Origin of the sequence: Nitrospirillum amazonense (assembly GCF_029594735.1) — a bacterium.
Taxonomy (GTDB): Bacteria; Pseudomonadota; Alphaproteobacteria; order Azospirillales; family Azospirillaceae; genus Nitrospirillum; species Nitrospirillum amazonense.
The window spans coordinates 202,897-219,256 of sequence record NZ_JARPAF010000004.1 but is presented as its reverse complement, the minus strand read 5'-3'; the positions used below and the strand labels follow the sequence as shown (position 1 = coordinate 219,256).

13 protein-coding genes are annotated in these 16,360 nt (G+C 68.0%); 7 read left to right on the top strand and 6 right to left on the bottom strand.

Translation table 11 applies throughout. From position 1 onward, the window contains the following. Window positions 1–28 precede the first annotated feature (28 nt). From xylE to P5F91_RS21735, 3 genes are all read right to left on the bottom strand, one after another. Window positions 29–1,483: a D-xylose transporter XylE gene (gene xylE / locus P5F91_RS21745; protein ID WP_145608742.1), complete on the bottom strand. Its 1,455-nt coding sequence runs from the start codon at window positions 1,481–1,483 to the stop codon at window positions 29–31. Window positions 1,484–1,536: 53 nt separating this feature from the next. After that, a complete protein-coding gene (locus P5F91_RS21740) occupies window positions 1,537–2,604 on the bottom strand; it encodes a LacI family DNA-binding transcriptional regulator (RefSeq protein ID WP_145608743.1) in 1,068 nt (355 codons plus the stop codon). 224 nt (window positions 2,605–2,828) lie between these two features. Beyond that, window positions 2,829–5,132 carry a TonB-dependent receptor gene (locus tag P5F91_RS21735; protein ID WP_277908240.1) on the bottom strand — a complete coding sequence of 768 codons (2,304 nt, stop codon included), beginning with the start codon at window positions 5,130–5,132 and terminating at the stop codon, window positions 2,829–2,831. A gap of 355 nt (window positions 5,133–5,487) precedes the next feature. Between P5F91_RS21735 and P5F91_RS21730 the strand changes: the two genes are divergently transcribed. Next, window positions 5,488–7,140 carry a tryptophan halogenase family protein gene (locus P5F91_RS21730; RefSeq protein WP_277908239.1) on the top strand — a complete coding sequence of 551 codons (1,653 nt, stop codon included), beginning with the start codon at window positions 5,488–5,490 and terminating at the stop codon, window positions 7,138–7,140. Between the two features lie 19 nt (window positions 7,141–7,159). Here the strand turns inward: P5F91_RS21730 and P5F91_RS21725 are convergent, their stop codons facing one another. Next, window positions 7,160–8,209 (bottom strand): LacI family DNA-binding transcriptional regulator, encoded by a 1,050-nt coding sequence (locus P5F91_RS21725; protein ID WP_004274201.1) that lies wholly within the window; start codon window positions 8,207–8,209, stop codon window positions 7,160–7,162. A 280-nt stretch (window positions 8,210–8,489) separates the two neighbouring features. Between P5F91_RS21725 and P5F91_RS21720 the strand changes: the two genes are divergently transcribed. Then, window positions 8,490–10,004: an MFS transporter gene (locus P5F91_RS21720; RefSeq protein WP_186454525.1), complete on the top strand. Its 1,515-nt coding sequence runs from the start codon at window positions 8,490–8,492 to the stop codon at window positions 10,002–10,004. Here the strand turns inward: P5F91_RS21720 and P5F91_RS21715 are convergent. Next, window positions 9,948–10,451 carry a PaaI family thioesterase gene (locus tag P5F91_RS21715; RefSeq protein WP_145608745.1) on the bottom strand — a complete coding sequence of 168 codons (504 nt, stop codon included), beginning with the start codon at window positions 10,449–10,451 and terminating at the stop codon, window positions 9,948–9,950. The genes P5F91_RS21720 and P5F91_RS21715 overlap by 57 nt on opposite strands. 184 nt (window positions 10,452–10,635) lie before the next feature. Between P5F91_RS21715 and ppk2 the strand changes: the two genes are divergently transcribed. Continuing rightward, window positions 10,636–11,619, top strand: a complete 984-nt coding sequence (ppk2, locus tag P5F91_RS21710) for a polyphosphate kinase 2 (RefSeq protein WP_246134191.1) — start codon at window positions 10,636–10,638, stop codon at window positions 11,617–11,619. A gap of 45 nt (window positions 11,620–11,664) precedes the next feature. On the opposite strand, the gene P5F91_RS21705 is transcribed toward ppk2, so the two are convergent. Next, the gene (locus tag P5F91_RS21705; protein WP_277908238.1) at window positions 11,665–12,453 is read right to left on the bottom strand and encodes a class II aldolase/adducin family protein; all 789 of its coding nucleotides are present in this window, start codon (window positions 12,451–12,453) and stop codon (window positions 11,665–11,667) included. A 105-nt stretch (window positions 12,454–12,558) separates the two neighbouring features. On the opposite strand from P5F91_RS21705, the gene P5F91_RS21700 reads away from it, so the two are divergent. The 4 genes from P5F91_RS21700 to leuD all read left to right on the top strand — a co-directional run bounded on the left by P5F91_RS21700 (window position 12,559) and on the right by leuD (window position 16,287). Further along, window positions 12,559–13,254, top strand: coding sequence for a Crp/Fnr family transcriptional regulator (locus P5F91_RS21700; RefSeq protein WP_186454526.1), 696 nt, complete (start codon window positions 12,559–12,561; stop codon window positions 13,252–13,254). Window positions 13,255–13,261: 7 nt separating this feature from the next. Beyond that, window positions 13,262–14,179 (top strand): LysR family transcriptional regulator, encoded by a 918-nt coding sequence (locus tag P5F91_RS21695; RefSeq protein ID WP_277908237.1) that lies wholly within the window; start codon window positions 13,262–13,264, stop codon window positions 14,177–14,179. 69 nt (window positions 14,180–14,248) lie between these two features. Continuing rightward, window positions 14,249–15,673, top strand: a complete 1,425-nt coding sequence (gene leuC / locus P5F91_RS21690) for a 3-isopropylmalate dehydratase large subunit (RefSeq protein ID WP_277908236.1) — start codon at window positions 14,249–14,251, stop codon at window positions 15,671–15,673. After that, a complete protein-coding gene (gene leuD / locus P5F91_RS21685) occupies window positions 15,673–16,287 on the top strand; it encodes a 3-isopropylmalate dehydratase small subunit (protein ID WP_145608749.1) in 615 nt (204 codons plus the stop codon). The genes leuC and leuD overlap by 1 nt, the downstream gene beginning before the upstream one ends. Window positions 16,288–16,360 lie beyond the last annotated feature (73 nt).

Genomic DNA, 16,360 nt, shown 5'->3' with positions numbered 1-16,360 from the left:
GACCGCTATCAACCGCCAGAAGGAAGGCTCAGCGACCGGCCGCTTTCCACACGCCCTCCATCTCCTCCAGGCTGCGTCCCTTGGTTTCGGGGACGAAGCGCCAGACGAACAGGCCGGCCAGGATGCTGAAGGCGCCATAGAGATAATAGGCGAAGCCATGGTTGAACATGGCGTTCAGCGCGGCGTTGCCATCCAGCACCTTGAACGACCAGGACACCACCCAGTTGGCGATCCACTGCGCCGCCACGGCGATGCTGAGCGCCTTGCCCTTGATGGGGTTGGGGAAAATCTCCGCCAGCAGCACCCAGACGACCGGGCCCCACGAGAAGGCGAAGCCGGCGACGTAGACCACCACCGCCACCAGCGCGCCGATGCCCATCTGGTGCTGGTTCAAGAGGAAACCCAGGGCCAGCATGGCGACCGCCATGACGGCGGCGCCGGCGATCAGCAGCGGCTTGCGCCCCAGCCGGTCCACCGTGACCATCGCCACCAGGGTGAACAGCACGTTGGCCGCCCCCACCACCACGGTCTGCAACAGCGCGCTGTCGGTGCCCGCCCCCATGTTCTCGAACATCAGCGGAGCGTAGTAGAGCACAGCGTTGATGCCCACCAGCTGCTGGAACAGCGACAGCATGATGCCCACCACCAGCACCAGGACGCCGTAGGCCAGCAGGCGGTCGGTATGCTGCACCAGGCTGCCTTCGATCTCGCGCCGGGTGAGGGCGGCCTCGGCCGGCCCCATCAGACGGGTCAGCGTGGCCTCGGCCTCCGCCGTGCGGCCCACCTTGATCAGCCAGCGCGGCGTGTCGGGCACGAAGGCCAGCAGCACCAGGAACAGGGCGGCGGGCAATGCCTCCGATCCCAGCATCCAGCGCCAGCCGACGCTATTCAGCCAGGCGGTGTCGCCCTGGGCGGCGATGGCCCAGTTGACGAAATAGACGCCGGCGATGCCCAGCACAATGGCCATCTGGTTGAAGGAGATGAGGCGGCCGCGGGCGTGCGGCGGCGCGATCTCCGCGATGTACAGCGGCGACAGCATGCTGGCGATGCCCACGCCGACGCCGCAGATGACGCGGTAGATGATGAAGGGCGTCAGCGCCGCCGGCCCCATCCGCCCGACGGTGCCCAGCCCCAGTTCCGGCAAGGCCGACCCGATGGCGGAGACCAGGAACAGCACGGCCGCCAGGAACAGGCCGCGCTTGCGCCCGAAGCGATCGGCCACCCACCCGGCGATCATGCCGCCGACGATGCAGCCGATGAGGGCGCTGGAGATGGTGAAGCCGGACAGGCTGTCGCGCGCCGTGTCGGCCAGGCCCAAGGGGTCGATGAAGTTGGCGTCGATGGACTTCACAGCCCCTGAGATGACGGCGGTGTCGTAGCCGAACAGCAGGCCGCCCAGGGTGGCGACCAGGGTCAGCATCACCACCAGGCCGGAGCCGGCATGCGCGTCATGCCCGCCCTTAAGTCTCACATCACTGGCCATGACAGTCCTCCCGCGCGGAACCGGTGCCCGCGCGCCTTGGGTGTTGGGTTGGATCAGCGCCGGGCGCGGCCGAGGGACGGCACGCTGGAGGGCGGGGCGGTCGATTCCCGCACCACCACCTCGAACTCCAGCAGACGGCGGGGCATGGGATGGGTCCAGGGCTGGCGCCGCACCGCCCGGTCGATCAACAGGTCGGCCGCCGCCGCCGCCATGCGGCTGATGGGCTGGCGGATGGTGGTGAGCTGCGGCCAGATGATGCGCGCCACCGGCGTGTCGTCGAAGCCCGCGACCGACAGGTCGGCCGGCACCGACAGGCCCAGACGCTGGGCCACCGCGACGGATGCCGCCGCCATGTCGTCGTTGCTGGCGAAGATGGCGGTGGGACGGTCGGCCAGGGTCAGCAGCTGTTCCGCGCATGCCATGCCGGTGCGGTAGGAGAAGTGACCGGGACGCACCAGTTCCGGATCCAGGGGGATGCGGTGTTCCGCCAGTTCATCCCGGAAGCCGCGGTAGCGCTGTTCAGTGGCGCCGTGTTCCGGATGGCCCAGCAGGAAGCCGATGCGGCGGTGGCCCAGGCTGATGAGGTAGGCCGCCATCTGGCGGGAGGCCGCGTAGTCGTCCATGTAGACGAAGGGCGCCGTCTCGCGGTCCGTGTCCGGCGCTATGCGCACCAGCGGAATGCGCGAGGCGCGCAGGGCGTCGAGCACACCGGCGTGGTCGACCAGCGGCGGCGTCAGGATGACACCCTCCAGCCGCAGCTGGGAAATGAGGTTCAGGACCTGGTCGCCCACGTTGGGGTCGGTGCTGTCCCAGGGCTCCACCAGCAGGTGGAAGCCGCCCTCGCGGCAGCGGGCCACGGCGCCGGCCTGCACGTCGCTCATATAATGGGCGCTGGGGTTGTCATAGAACAGGCCGATGAGGAAGGAGCGGTCGCCGGCAAGGCCCCGGGCGTTCAGGTTGGGGCGGTAGTCCAGGCGGGCGATGGCGTCCATGACCCGGGCGTGCGTCTCGTGGGAAACGCCGGCCTCGCGGTTGATGACCCGCGACACGGTCTTGATGGACACCTTGGCCAGGTCCGCGACCTCCCGAATTGTGATCGACCGCTTCTCTGGCTGGGCCAATGGGGTCTCCCAAATCAGGGGCGACATCAGGCGACGTGACGCGTTGTCATCGTGGCGTCGGACGGCGATGGCGACAGGGGGATAAAGGGATGGGCGGTGCGGGGGCACCGCCCATCAAGGCGCAGGATTCGGGGAGAGAGTATCCTGCCAAGAAGGGAAAACACCGGGGCGCGGGAGAGGAGAGCCCCCGCGCCCCGGGGGTCGAACAACGCGAACGAACCGGATCAGAAGCTGGCGTGGGCCCGCACACCCCAGGTCTGGGGCGGCTGGTACACGGCCGTCCACACCGGGGTCGCCGGGCCGCCGAAGGCACCGGCATTGGACTTGATGTTGGCGTTTTCCACGTTCTGGACGAAGCCTTCCAAGGACCACTTGCCGCTGGGCGCGTCGTAACGGACGGCCAGGTCGGTGCGGGTATAGGCTTTCTGCTCGTCGTACGTGCCAGCGTTGAAGAAGGACAGGTAGCTGCGGGTCTCGAAATGGGTGGAGACGCGGGGGGTCAGCGTGCCGCCGTTGGGCAGGTCGAACACGTGCTCGTACCCGACGGTGCCCGACAGGGCCGGGGCGTGGGGCAGCTCGTTGCCCTTCAGCTCGACCAGGTGGGACACATCGCCGCCGCTGTACAGGCGGGCGTCGATGCTCTGCAGCTCTTCCATCTCGGTGTGCTGGGCGGACAGCGACAGGTTGATCGTGTCACGCGGCGTGACCTTGGCGGCCAGTTCAGCTTCCAGGCCGTAGGCCTTGGCGCCCTGGGCGTTCTGGGTCACGATCTGCGAGCCGATGACATGGCCGGCGGCGTCACGGGTGGTGACCGCCTGGTTCACCTGATAACCCGTGAAGTCTTCATAATAGGCCGCCACGTTGAAGGTGGCGCGGCCGCCGAACAGCGTCGTCTTGGCGCCGACTTCATAGTTGGTCAGCGTCTCGGGGCCGGCCAGCTTGCCGCCGTCCTCGATGTTGCCCGACTTGAAGCCCGTGCCGACGCTGGCATAGGTCATCAGCACGTCCTTGATGATGTCGGCATCGGCGCGGACCAGCCACGTGGCCTTGCTCCACTGGCCATAGACGTCGTTGGGCGACGCCGTGTAGCCGGGGATGGAGTAGGGATCGCGGCCGAAGATGCCCTGGGTGCAGCCGTTGCAGGTGACGTTGCGGCCACCGATGTCTTCCTTGTCGTCGCGGGTGTAGCGCACACCACCCGTCAGGCGGATGTCGTCGGTGACATGCCAGGTCGCTTGGCCGAAGCCGGCGGCCGACTCGATCTCACGATCGGACTGGATGAAGCTGCCGGCCCAGCTGAAGGTGCCCAGGCGATAGCCGTTGGCCTGGTCGATGTCGAAGCGGATCTTGTTGGTTTCGTGCGAGTAGTACGCGCCCAGGATCCAGTCGATGGTGTGCGTGCCCGACGACTTCAGCTGCAATTCGTGGCTGAAGAAGTCGTAGCTGGACCAGACGGTGCTGTTCTGCTCGAACGCGCCGGACGGCGTGGTGGCGCTGGTCGGCGGCAGCACGCCGCTGTCCGCGTCCACCTGGTTGTTGCCACCCAGCCAGGACGCGCCGGCGATGTAGGACAGCTGCAGGTAGTCGTTGATGTCGTAGTCCATCTTGCTGTGGACGGACTTCGCGGTGCGGTCCTGGAACGGCGCGGTGTCGGCCTGCACCGACCACAGGTTCGTGCCCGGACGCGGGGTCTGCATCAGCGGCTCGACCGGGGTGCCGGTGTCTTCATACCATTCGAAGTTCAGGTCCCAGCTGAAGCTGTCCGTCGGGCGCCAGGCGCCGCTGACGCGGAACGACTTCTGGTCGCCGGCGTAGTACTTCGGGCCGCTGGTCACGTAGGCGGCCGGGTTCACGCCCGGCACGTTGGGGGCCGGCTGGTAGTCGACATAGCCATCGTGCTTGTCCGTCACGAAAGCGACGCGGAAGGCCAGCTTGTCGGAGACGGGCATGTTGAACATGCCGCGGGTGCCGAAGCGACCGTAGGAGCCGGCCACGACCTCGGCGTTGCCGTATTCCTTGTCGAAGGTCGGCTTGGCGGAGATCAGGCTGACGGCGCCGACGGTGGCGTTGCGGCCGAACAGGGTGCCCTGCGGACCGCGCAGCACTTCCACGCGTTCCATGTCGTACATCAGCACCGAGGCGCCCTGGGCGCGCGGCGAGTAGATGCCGTCGACGTACATGGCGACCTCGGGGTCGGCCACTTCGGTGTAGGCGCTGTCGTTGCCGATGCCGCGCAGGGTCAGGGTGATGGCGTTCTGGTCGCCCTGCTGACCGAACTGCAGGCTGGGCACGAACTTGGACAGATCGGTGATGTCTTTGACCTGCTGCTTGTCCAGGCTTTCCTGGCTGAACGCCGAGACGGCGATCGGGGTTTCCTGCAGCTTGGTTTCACGCTTGGTCGCGGTAACGACGATTTCGGCAATGGTGTCGGAGGGACCGGCCGGGGCCGTCGCGGTCTGCGCGTACGCGCCACCGGACAGCGCAATCACGGCCGCTGCTTGCAGATAGAGTCCGAGTCTCGCCTTCATCTCGCTTCCTCCCTTTTATTCTAGCCTGGTTGCTCTAGGCGGATATTCGACGGTCACCGCCCACATCCAATGGGTGCGGCGCCGTTGTGGGTCGCATGTTTAGCGGGGCTGACAATGCTGTCAACAAAATTATGACAACGTTGTCGCACAGCGCTGTCATATGGCGGCAACCGTGGTATTCTGGCCTCATGCGCGGGACGAAGCCTGCGGCAGCGCAACGATCCGGTCGGCAACCCCTGGGTGACGGGGCGGCGGGCGCCGCCACGAAAAGCGACGATCCCGCCGTAACGGTTTGAGAAACATAAGAACTGCCGCCGTTCCGCCAAGGGGACAGGCGGCCATGAGGGAGGAAGTGATGACCGCAGCGGATGGCGCCCGGCGCCGTATCCTGATCGTGGGCGGGGGCACCGCCGGCTGGCTGACCGCCGCCTACCTGGCCAAGACCTTGGGCGCCAATCTGTCCGGCGGGACAGAAATCACCCTGATCGAATCGAGCGACATCGGCATCATCGGCGTGGGCGAGGGCACCTTCCCCACCATCCGTTCCACCCTGGCCGCCATCGGCATCGACGAGGCACGCTTCCTGCGGGAAAGCAGCGCCACGTTCAAGCAGGGCGTCCATTTCGTGGACTGGGCGGAAACACCGGCGCCGGACGCATCGCCGACCCAGGCCCTGGGAGCCGTGCCCGGGCACACCCACTATTTCCACCCCTTCAACTTCCCTCACCAGGGTAACGGGCCGGAACTGTTGCCCTACTGGCTGCTGGGCGAGGCGGGGGACCTGCCCTTCGCCGAGGCCGTAACCCTGCAGAAGGCGGTGGCGGACGCCGCGCGCGGGCCCAAGCGGCCCATCGACCCGCCCTATGCAGCGCCCCTGAACTACGCCTATCACTTCGACGCCAACCGCCTGGCCGTGCTGCTGCGCACCGTGGCCATCGAACTGGGCGTACGCCACCGGGTGGGCACCGTCACCGACGTGGTGCTGGACGGCAGTGGTGCGGTGGCGCGGGTGGACACGCGCGAGCACGGCAGCCTGAGCGCCGACCTCTACATCGACTGCAGCGGCTTTAGGGCGGAGATCATCGGCCGGGCGCTGAAGGTGCCCTTCAAGTCCTATCAGGACGTACTGTTCAACGACCGGGCGGTGGCGCTGCAGGTGCCCTACGACCGGCCCGACGCGCCCATCCCCTCCTACACCGTGGCCACGGCTCATGAAGCGGGGTGGACCTGGGACATCGGCCTGAACGACCGCCGGGGCACCGGCTATGTCTATTCCAGCCGTCACACCGACGACACCCGGGCGGAGGAAGTGTTGCGCCGCTACCTGGGCCCGGTGGCCGAAGGGCGCGACGTCCGCCTGCTGAAGTTCGACTCGGGCTGCCGTGCTGCCCAATGGGTGGGCAACTGCGTGGCCGTGGGCCTGTCCGGCGGCTTTTTCGAGCCCTTGGAATCGACCGGCATCATGCTGATTGAGGTGGCGGCCCACATGATCGCCCAGTACTTCCCCTGGGGGGAAACAGGCCTGGACAGCGCCCAGACGGCCGCGTCCATGGCCGCGACGGCCCGCACCTACAACGCGCTGATGGGCAAGCGGTATGAGCGCATCGTCGATTTCCTGAAGCTGCACTACTGCATCACCCGCCGTACCGACAGCGCCTATTGGCGGGACAACGCCGACCCGGCCACCATACCGGAGAGCCTGCGCGACCGCCTGGCCGCATGGGCGCATCGGCCGCCCGGGCGCTTCGATTTCGTGGCCGACCACGAGACCTTCCTGCCGGCCAGCTACCAATACGTCCTGTACGGCATGGGCTTCAAAACCGACCTGGAGCCGGCGCGCGCCCTGCACCGCCGCATAGATGAGGCGCGGCACGAGTTCCGGGGCCTGCGCACCGTGACCCCGCAGGCGATGTCCAGCCTGCCCACCCATCGCGACTTGGTGGAGGAGGTCTACCGCAACGGTTTCCGCCCGCCCCAGGCGGCACCGGCCGTGGGCGGACGCCGCTAGGCGTCCTTGCCGCGGGGAATCAGGCCTTGCCCGGCGGGCGGGCCGTGGATTGGCGCAGCAGGATGGTGTGGGCCAGCACCTGGTGCGGCACGGGCTTGGGCCAGTCCACCTTGCCGCGCTGGGACAGCAGGCCGATCAGGATGTCGGCCGCCGTTTCCGCCATTTCCCGCACCGGCTGGCGCACCGTGGTCAGCGGCGGCCACATCATCTCGGCCAGCGGCGTGTCGTCGAAGCCCACCACCGACAGGTTGGCCGGCAGGCTGAAGCCGCGGTTGTGCGCCTCCGCCACCACGGCGGCGGCCATTTCGTCGTTACTGGCGAAGATGGCGGTGGGGCGGTGCGGCTGGTCCAGCAGGCGGCGGGCGCAGGCCACGGCGGAGGCATAAGTGAACTCCCCCTGCTCCACCAGCACCGGGTCCACCGTCACGCCGGCGTCGGTCAGCGCCTCGCAATAGCCGGTGTAGCGCAGAATGGTGGCGGTGTGGTTGGCCTTGCCCTTGATGAAGCCAATGCGCCGGTGGCCCAGGGCGAGCAGATGCTGGGTCAGGGTATAGGCCGCTTGCCGCTCATCGATGCGGACGGAGGGAGAGGTTTCCGATTCCTGCTGCGGCGTGACGCGGACATAGGGGACGCCCGCCTCCTCCAAAATCCGCAGCACGATGGGGTTGTCGGTCACGGGGGCCGTCAGCACCACGCCGTCCAGGCGCATCTGGTTGACGATGGCGCTGGCCCGCTGTTCCACGTTGGGGCTGCGATAATCGATTTCCTCGATCATCAGGTGGTAGCCGTGGGCCCGGCAGCGGTTCAGCAGGCCCACCTGGATTTCCAGGGTATAGGGGCCGCCGGCATCGCCGTAGAGGTGGCCGATGAGGTTGGAGCGTTCGCTGGCCAGGCTGCGGGCCATCATGTTGGGCTGGTAGCCCAACTCGGCCACAGCCTTCTCGATGCGCTCCTGCATGTCGGGGCTGACATAGCGTTCCTTGTTGATGACCCGCGACACCGTCTTGATGGACGCCCCCGCCAGGCGCGCCACATCGATGATCGTCGGCTTGCGGTCAGGCCCCGCCATATGTCCACTCCCATCCTTATATCGGCGCCGCTTCCCCATTCCCGGGGCGGGCGCGGGCCCACAATCGCCCAAAGCGCCGGGCTGCGGCAATCCTGCATCGATGGCGCAAAAAAGCGCGCCCGTCCATCATTTGACCGCCACCGTCCGAAAGGCATGCTGGCGTGACCGCCACCGGATGTTGTTTCCTGGGGTTGGCCTGGGTCGGAAGGGGGAGGACGGCACCGCTGTCATTTCCGCCGCCGCCACCCCGGCCCCAAGAGAAGAATTCCCCGGGGGGAAGATGGCATACGGACAGGCGCCCGTCGCCTTGAAGACCAAGCTGGGCTACGCCATCGGTGACTTGGGCCTGAACCTGCACTGGCAGGCGATGACCCTGTTCCTGGCCTATTTCCAGACGGATGTGCAGGGCGTGCCCCCGGTGTGGGTGGGCGTGGGTTTTCTGGTGGCCGCCATCGCCGACGGCCTGGCCAATCCCCTGATGGGCGTGTGGGCCGACCGCACCAGCACGCGATTGGGCCGGTACCGACCCTTCATCCTGTGGGGCGGCGTGCCGCTGGGCGCCGTCATGGCGGCCTGCTTCACCGCGCCCGGCTTCGGCCAGGGCGGCCTGATCGCCTACGCCATCCTGAGCCACATGGCCTGGCGCGGCGTCTACACCATTGTCTCCATCCCCTACGCCTCGCTGTCCGCCCGCATCACCCAGGACGCGGAGGAACGGTCCAGCCTGACCGGCTATCGCATGACCTGCGCCTTCATCGGCGGCATCACCGTGTCCTTCCTGCTGCCGGCCCTGGCCGCCCGCATCGACCACATGGCAAGCGGCGGGCACGGCGGGACGGCGGGGGCCGGCCTGGGCTACAGCATCAGCGGCCTGGTGGTGGGCAGCCTGTCCGTCGCCTTGTTCTGGCTGTGCGCCAGCGTGGTCAAGGAACAGCCATACCCGGCCCTGACACCGGCTTCGCGCGCCGCGCTTGACAGCGATGTCGTCGGCTTCCTGCGCACGCTGGGCCGCTCCGGCCCGCTGATGCGCCTGCTGGTGTCCATCGGCCTGATCCAGGTGGCGGGCGCCCTTCAGTTCCGCAACCTGGTCTATTTCTTCAAGTACGACGTGGGCGACATGGACCTGGCCGCCTATGCCATGCCCGCCTTCTCCGCCGCCAGCGCCGTCAGCGTGCCCTTCTGGGTATGGCTGTCCCGCCGTACCAGCAAGAAGGTGTCGTGGCAGACGGGAACGGGCCTGGCGGCGCTGTCCTCCCTGGCCTTCCTGATGGCGCCCAGCGACCGGCCGGCCCTGGCGGTGGCGGCCATCGCCGCCCTGTTCGTGGGCTGCACCGTCCACGCCGTGGGCTTCTGGGCGATGCTGCCCGACCTGGTCGATTACAACGAGTGGCGCTTCGGCCGCCGGGACGAGGCCAAGATATTCGGCGTGGCCTCATTGGCGCAGAAGGTGGCGCTGGGCCTGGCCGGCGCCCTGCTGGGCTGGCTGCTGTCCGCCATCGGCTTCGTGCCCAACGCCACCCAATCGGCTGAAACCTTGAGCGGCCTGCGCCTGCTCATGTCCCTGCTGCCCTGCGGCCTGTTCATCGCCACCCTGGCGTTGATGGCGGGGTACCCGCTGGACGGTGCCCTGCACCGGCGCATCGTGGAGGAACTGGACGGGCGGCCGGCCGGCGGAACACCGCCCACCGCGCCTTCACCGGCCAACAATCCAGTCGCCGGCAGCCCAGCTCAAAGTGGGTCAGGCCTTGGGCGGCCGGGGGTCGAACACCAGGCACGTGGTGGTGCCGTGGGCTAGCAACCGGCCCTGGGCATCGATCAGGCGGCCTTCGGAGGTGGCCGTGCGGCCGCCGCTGTGGATGACGCGGCCTTCGGCCCGCACCGGGCCCGTCGCCTCCGTCACCGCGCGGATATAGTTGATCTTCAGTTCCAGCGTGGTGTAGCCGCGCCCGCCGGTCAGCGTGGTCTGCACGGCGCAGGCCATGCAACTGTCCAGCAGGGTGGCGATCCAGCCGCCATGGACCGAACCGATGGGGTTGTAGTAGGCGTGGACCGGCGTGCCGGTGAAGACGGCGTAGCCGTGTTCGGCATGGCTGAGCGTGAAGCCCAGGGTGTGGGAGATGGGCGGCGGCGGCAGGTCGCCCGCCATCATGGCGTGCAGGAAATCCAGCCCATCCATGCGGGCCAGCGCCGCCATGCGTTCCGCCTCGCCCACCTGCTTGTCGGCCTTACCCGCGGCAACCATCGTTGATCCTCTTGAACGTAGCGCGTCACCGCCATCTTGCCCTTGTCACTTTCATTATGCAATCCACATAACCGAAGGGCGCATTGACATGGCGCAAGGATGGGGCGCCCCATTCAGGGACAAGGTGCTTGGCAAGGAACCGCAACGGTTCACCCGCGCACATTACTGGGAGGCCTGAGACGCCATGGCCGGCAAGTCCAAGAAGCACGCGAACCAGAACACGCAACACACGAATGGCGCCGCCCAGAGCGGCGAGGTGGGCGAGCCCACCCCGGAAGAGATGGCGGACATCAGCCCGGCCCCGCCGCTGGACGGCGAGATCCTGCGCAACGCCAAGGAACATAAGCGCATCGAGGACCGCTGGAACATCCTGGGCCCGGGCAAGCCGGGCCGGCCGCCCAAGCACTACAAGTATATCGATGAGATGGCCCGCCTGCAGTTCGAGCTGCTGAAGCTGCAGGAATGGGTGCGCATCCAGGGTCTGAAGGTGGTGGTGCTGTTCGAGGGTCGCGACGCCGCCGGCAAGGGCGGCGTGATCAAGCGCATCACCGAAAGCCTGAACCCCCGCATCTGCCGCGTGGTGGCCCTGGGCACGCCCACGGAGCGGGAGAAGGGCCAGTGGTATTTCCAGCGCTATGTCCAGCATCTGCCGGGCCCCGGCGAGATGATCCTGTTCGACCGCAGCTGGTACAACCGCGCCGGTGTCGAGAAGGTCATGGGCTTCTGCACCGAGGATGAGTACCAGGAGTTCCTGCGCGCCTGCCCCCTGTTCGAGGAGATGCTGGTGAAGTCCGGCATCATCCTGATCAAATACTGGTTCTCGGTCAGCGATGAGGAGCAGGAGAAGCGCTTCGTGGAGCGCATGCACAACCCCATGAAGCGCTGGAAGCTGTCGCCCATGGACCTGGAGTCGCGCGGCCGCTGGGTGGAATATTCCAAAGCCAAGGACGTGATGCTGGCCCACACCGACCATGCCCATGCCCCCTGGTACATCGTCGACGCCGACAACAAAAAGAAGGCGCGCCTGAACTGCATCGCGCACCTGCTGCACCAGATCCCCTACAAGGATCTGAGCCCGGTGGAACTGCCCCTGCCCCCGCGCCAGCCCGACAACGGCTACAAGCGTCCCAAGAAGTCCACGCAGCACTGGGTGGATGAAGGGTATTGATGGGAATGGGCGGGAGGTTGGCGCCCCTCGCCCACGCCCCATTTGTCAGTCCTGATACCCCGGCATCTGGCGGTCCAGCCGGCGCAGCAGGGCCGGCCAGACCAGCAGGTTGGCGGCCTGGGACACGCCCATGCGGCTGATGTGGATATTACGCTCGATGGCTTCATGGGCGGCAGGGTAGAGCGGCCGGCCCATGGTGAGCGTGCGCACCTGCATGGTGCAGGACCGTTCCAGGAAATACATGCGCGTGAACGCCTCCGCCACCGTGCGGCCGACGGTCAGGGTGCCGTGGTTGCGCAGCAGCATGGTGTTCTTGGTGCCCAGGTCGCGCTGCAGGCGCGGGCGCTCGTCATGCTCGAACGCCACCCCTTCGTAGTCATGATAGGCCAAGTCGTCGATGACCAGCTGCGCCGTCTGGTTCAGGGGCAGCAGCCCTTCCTCCAAGGTCGAGACCGCCGTGCCGTCGGCGGTGTGCAGATGCAGGACGCAGCCCGCGTCCTCGCGCACCTGGTGTACGGCGGAGTGGATGGTGAAGCCCGCCGGATTGACGGGGAAGCCGGTGTCCAGCACCACCTTGCCGTTCATGCCCACCTTCACCAGGCTGCTGGCCGTGATCTCCTCAAACAGCATGCCGTAGGGATTGATCAGGAAATGGTGCTCCGGCCCCGGCACCCGGGCCGAGATGTGGGTGAACACCAGATCGTCCCAGCCGAACAGGGCCACCAGCCGGTAGGCCGCCGCCAGATCGACGCGCAGCCGCCATTCCTCGGCCGAGACGCGGTCACGCAAGGGCGGCTGGTCGGCGGGGGCCAGCTTGGGCGCGGTGTCGAACATGGGGTCCTCCCGGTGTTTTTATGATGTGCACAGCCTACGCCCGGACGGCTTCCAAGAATGTCGCGGATTTGACAATCTGAGCCGAACCGTTTGGGGGAAGCGAAGGTGGACAAGCACGCGGCGGCCCAGGTGCTGGAGGCGCGGGGGTGGCTGGCGGAGCAGCCGGCGGATCTGCGCGCCGAGATCCTGGCGCGGGGGCGCCTGCGCACGTACCCCGACGGCCAGGCGGTCTATCGTGGCGGCGACGCGCCGGATGGACTGTACGCCCTGGTCACGGGCCGCATGCGCTTGGCCACGGTGCAGGAGGATGGGCGGGAGGTGGTGATCCTGCATGCCGGGCCGGGGCACTGGTTCGGCGAGGTGTCCATGGTCGATGGCCTGCCCCGGGGGCAGACGGCGGTGGCGCGGGGGGAAAGCGTGGTGCTGCACCTGGCGGCCCAGGCCTTCACGCAAATCGTGGAGGCCGACCCCCGCCGCTGGGCCAATTTCGCCGGCATTCTCAGCCGCCACCTGCGTCAGGCCACGCATTACCTGGGGGAGGTGCTGGCCCTGCCCACGCCCCAGCGCACCGCCCGCCTGCTGGCCCTGCTGTGCCGGCTGGAGGAGGCGCCGCCGGGGAATGCGGGAAGCGGCCCTGTGCTTCTGCCGTTGTCGCAGGAGGATCTGGCCGGCATGCTGGGGCTCAGCCGCCAGACGGCCAACCGCGCCCTGGGCCGGCTGGCGCGACTGGGCCTGGTGCGCCGGGGCTATGGGGGTGTCGAGGTGCTGGACGCCACGGCGCTGGAGCGCTTTGTCGGTTAAAGGCGGGATGGATATGGAAGTCGCGTGGCTGGAGGATTTCCTGGCGGTGGTGGCGCACGGCGGCTTTTCCCGCGCGGCGGAGAACCGCAACATCACCCAGCCGGCGCTGAGCCGCCGCATCCGCGCGCTGGAGGACTGGGTGGGCACGCCCCTGTTCCACCGCACCACCCACACGGTGGAGCTGACCGCCGCCGGCGAGTCCTTCCAGGTGACGGCGGAGGAGACGCTGCGCCGCCTGGCCAGCGGCCGCGATGAGGCGCGGGAGGTGGCGCAGGGGCATACCGAACTGCTGCGCTTCGCCGCCACCAACGCCCTGTCGCTGACCTTTTTCCCCGCCTGGCTGCGGCGGGTGGAGGCGACGCTGCCCTTCAACATCAACGTCCAGATGGTGGCCAACCATATGGAGATCTGCGAACGCATGATGATCCAGGGCCAGTCGCAGTTTCTGCTGTGCCATCATTATCCGGCGGCCAGCACCCTGCTGGCGCCCGGCCAGTTCCGCTCCGTCCACATCGGTGACGACATGCTGGTGCCGGTCAGCGCGCCGGACGCGGCGGGGCGGCCGCTGCACACCCTGCCGGGCCATACCGACGCGCCCGTGGCCTATGTCGCCTATCGCCCGGAATCCGGCATGGGGCGCATCGTGGCAGCGGCGCTGGAGACCGCCCTGCCCGCCACCCACCTGAAGCCCACCTTCACCTCGCACCTGGCCAAGCTGCTGGTGACCATGGCGCTGGACGGGCGCGGCCTGGGGTGGTCGCCGCTGAGCCTGGTGGCGGAGCATCTGGATCGGGGGGAGCTGGTGCGCGCCGGCGATGAAAGCTGGGACATCCCCATGGAAATCCACCTCTACCGGTCGCGCGCGCGGCAATCCGCCGTGGCGGAGAAGTTCTGGGCGCATGTGGCGGGACGTGCCCCCGCATAAGCTTATACGGAGACGGCATTGGGCAAGGAGCCGACGGGGCTTCCATAGTGCGTCCATAGGGAGAAAGAGATGCCCCGGACGCTCTACGACAAGATCATCGACGCCCATACCGTCTGCCGCCTGGACGACCATGGACAGGTACTGCTGTATGTCGACCGCACCATCCTGAACGAATACACCAGCCCCCAGGCCTTCAGCGGCCTGCGCGAGGCCGGACGCACGGTGTGGAACCCGTCCGCCGCCCTGATGGTGGTGGACCATGTGAACCCCACCGTCAGCCACCGCACCCTGGAGGTGGCGGACAAGGAAGCGGCGGCGCAGATCGCCTATTTCCGCGAGAACGCCCGCGATTTCGGCATCGAGCTGTTCGACATCCTGGACCCGCGCCAGGGCATCGAGCATGTGGTGGCACCGGAGCAGGGGCTGGTCATGCCGGGCATGGTGGTGGCGGCCGGCGACAGCCACACCACGGCCTATGGCGCGCTGGGCGCCCTGGGCTTCGGCATCGGCACCTCGGACATCGAGCATTACCTGGCGACCCAGACCCTGGTGTACCGCCGGCTGAAAACCCTGCGCATCACGGTGGACGGCGATCTCGCCCCCGGCGTGACGCCCAAGGATCTGGTGATGGAGGTCATCCGCCGCATCGGTGCCGACGGTGCCACCGGCTACGCCGTGGAATTCGCCGGGCCCGCCATCGACGCCATGGGCGTGGAGGGGCGCATGACCGTCTGCACCATGATCGTGGAGGCCGGCGCCCGTGGTGCCGTCATCGCGGCGGATGAGAAGGTGCTGGCCTACATCCAGGGCCGGCCCCGGGCCCCCAAAGGGGCGCTGTGGAGCCAGGCGGCGGAGGCCTGGCTGGCGCTCAGGACCGACGAGGGTGCCATCTTCGACCGCGAAGTCCACCTGGTCGCGGAAGACGTGGCGCCCATGGTCACGTGGGGCACCAGCCCCGACCAGGCGGCGGTCATCACAGGCACCGTGCCGGCGCCGGAAGCGGAGGCGGAGCCTGGCCGCCGCGCGGCGCTTTCCCGCGCGCTGGACTATATGGGTCTGGCGCCGGGCGCGGCGCTGGACGGCATCACCATCAGCCACGCCTTCATCGGGTCCTGCACCAATGCCCGCATCGAGGATCTGCGCGACGCCGCCCGCGTTCTGCGCGGCCGGCGGGTGGCGGCCGGCGTGCGCGCCATCATCGTGCCGGGATCGACCCAGGTGCGGGCGCAGGCGGAGCGCGAGGGGCTGGACCGGGTGTTCAGCGCAGCAGGCTTCGAATGGCGGCAGTCCGGCTGTTCCATGTGCCTGGCCATGAACGACGACGTGCTGCGGCCGGGCGACCGCTGTGCCTCCAGCACCAACCGCAATTTCGAGGGTCGGCAGGGCAAGGGCGCCCGTACCCACCTGATGAGCCCCGCCATGGTGGCCGCCGCCGCCATCGCCGGCCACCTGGCCGACGTCCGCACGTTCAGCACCCAGGAGGAGGTCGCCTGATGCAGCCCTTCATCCGCGTCACCGGCCCCGCCGCCCCCTTCCCCCAGCCCAATGTCGATACCGACGTCATCATGCCCAAGCAGTTCCTGAAGGGCGTGGACCGCAAGGGGCTGGACCGGGGCGTATTCTATGACCTGCGTTTCGGTCCCGACGGCCAGCCGCGTGCCGACTTCATCCTGAACCGCCCCGGCTGGCAGGGCGCCCGCTTCCTGGTGGTGGGGCCCAACTTCGGCTGCGGCTCCTCCCGCGAGCATGCGGTGTGGGGCTTGGCCCAACTGGGCATCCGCGCCCTGATCGGCACCAGCTTCGCCGGCATTTTCAACGACAATTGCCAGCGCAACGGCATCCTGACCGTAACCCTGGACGCCGCTGTGATTGATGATCTCATGACCCGGGTCGGCCAGCCGAGCGCCAACGGTCTGACCATTGACCTGCCGGAGCAGACCATCACCGTGGATGCCGACGGCCACATCATACCCTTCGCCATCGAGGCCTTGCGCCGCGACGCCCTGATCCAGGGCCTGGACGGCGTCAGCGCCACGCTGGCCCGACACGCCCAGGCCATCCGCGCATTCGAGGACGGCCACCGCCAGGCCAATCCCTGGTTCTACTGAGCCGCTGCCCCCGTCAGCGTGCCGCCTCGCACCCCACCGGGGCGCCGGCAGCGGCCCCGCCTTGCCAAAATAA

What these genes read in the sequence shown, in the direction of transcription:
- P5F91_RS21695 (WP_277908237.1), top strand. Translation starts at nt 13,262, where the DNA reads ATGGATATGGAAGTCGCGTGGCTGGAGGATTTCCTGGCGGTGGTGGCG.
- P5F91_RS21705 (WP_277908238.1), bottom strand. Translation starts at nt 12,453, where the DNA reads ATGTTCGACACCGCGCCCAAGCTGGCCCCCGCCGACCAGCCGCCCTTG.
- P5F91_RS21730 (WP_277908239.1), top strand. Translation starts at nt 5,488, where the DNA reads ATGACCGCAGCGGATGGCGCCCGGCGCCGTATCCTGATCGTGGGCGGG.
- P5F91_RS21715 (WP_145608745.1), bottom strand. Translation starts at nt 10,451, where the DNA reads ATGGTTGCCGCGGGTAAGGCCGACAAGCAGGTGGGCGAGGCGGAACGC.
- P5F91_RS21720 (WP_186454525.1), top strand. Translation starts at nt 8,490, where the DNA reads ATGGCATACGGACAGGCGCCCGTCGCCTTGAAGACCAAGCTGGGCTAC.
- leuC (WP_277908236.1), top strand. Translation starts at nt 14,249, where the DNA reads ATGCCCCGGACGCTCTACGACAAGATCATCGACGCCCATACCGTCTGC.
- xylE (WP_145608742.1), bottom strand. Translation starts at nt 1,483, where the DNA reads ATGGCCAGTGATGTGAGACTTAAGGGCGGGCATGACGCGCATGCCGGC.
- P5F91_RS21735 (WP_277908240.1), bottom strand. Translation starts at nt 5,132, where the DNA reads ATGAAGGCGAGACTCGGACTCTATCTGCAAGCAGCGGCCGTGATTGCG.
- leuD (WP_145608749.1), top strand. Translation starts at nt 15,673, where the DNA reads ATGCAGCCCTTCATCCGCGTCACCGGCCCCGCCGCCCCCTTCCCCCAG.
- P5F91_RS21725 (WP_004274201.1), bottom strand. Translation starts at nt 8,209, where the DNA reads ATGGCGGGGCCTGACCGCAAGCCGACGATCATCGATGTGGCGCGCCTG.
- ppk2 (WP_246134191.1), top strand. Translation starts at nt 10,636, where the DNA reads ATGGCCGGCAAGTCCAAGAAGCACGCGAACCAGAACACGCAACACACG.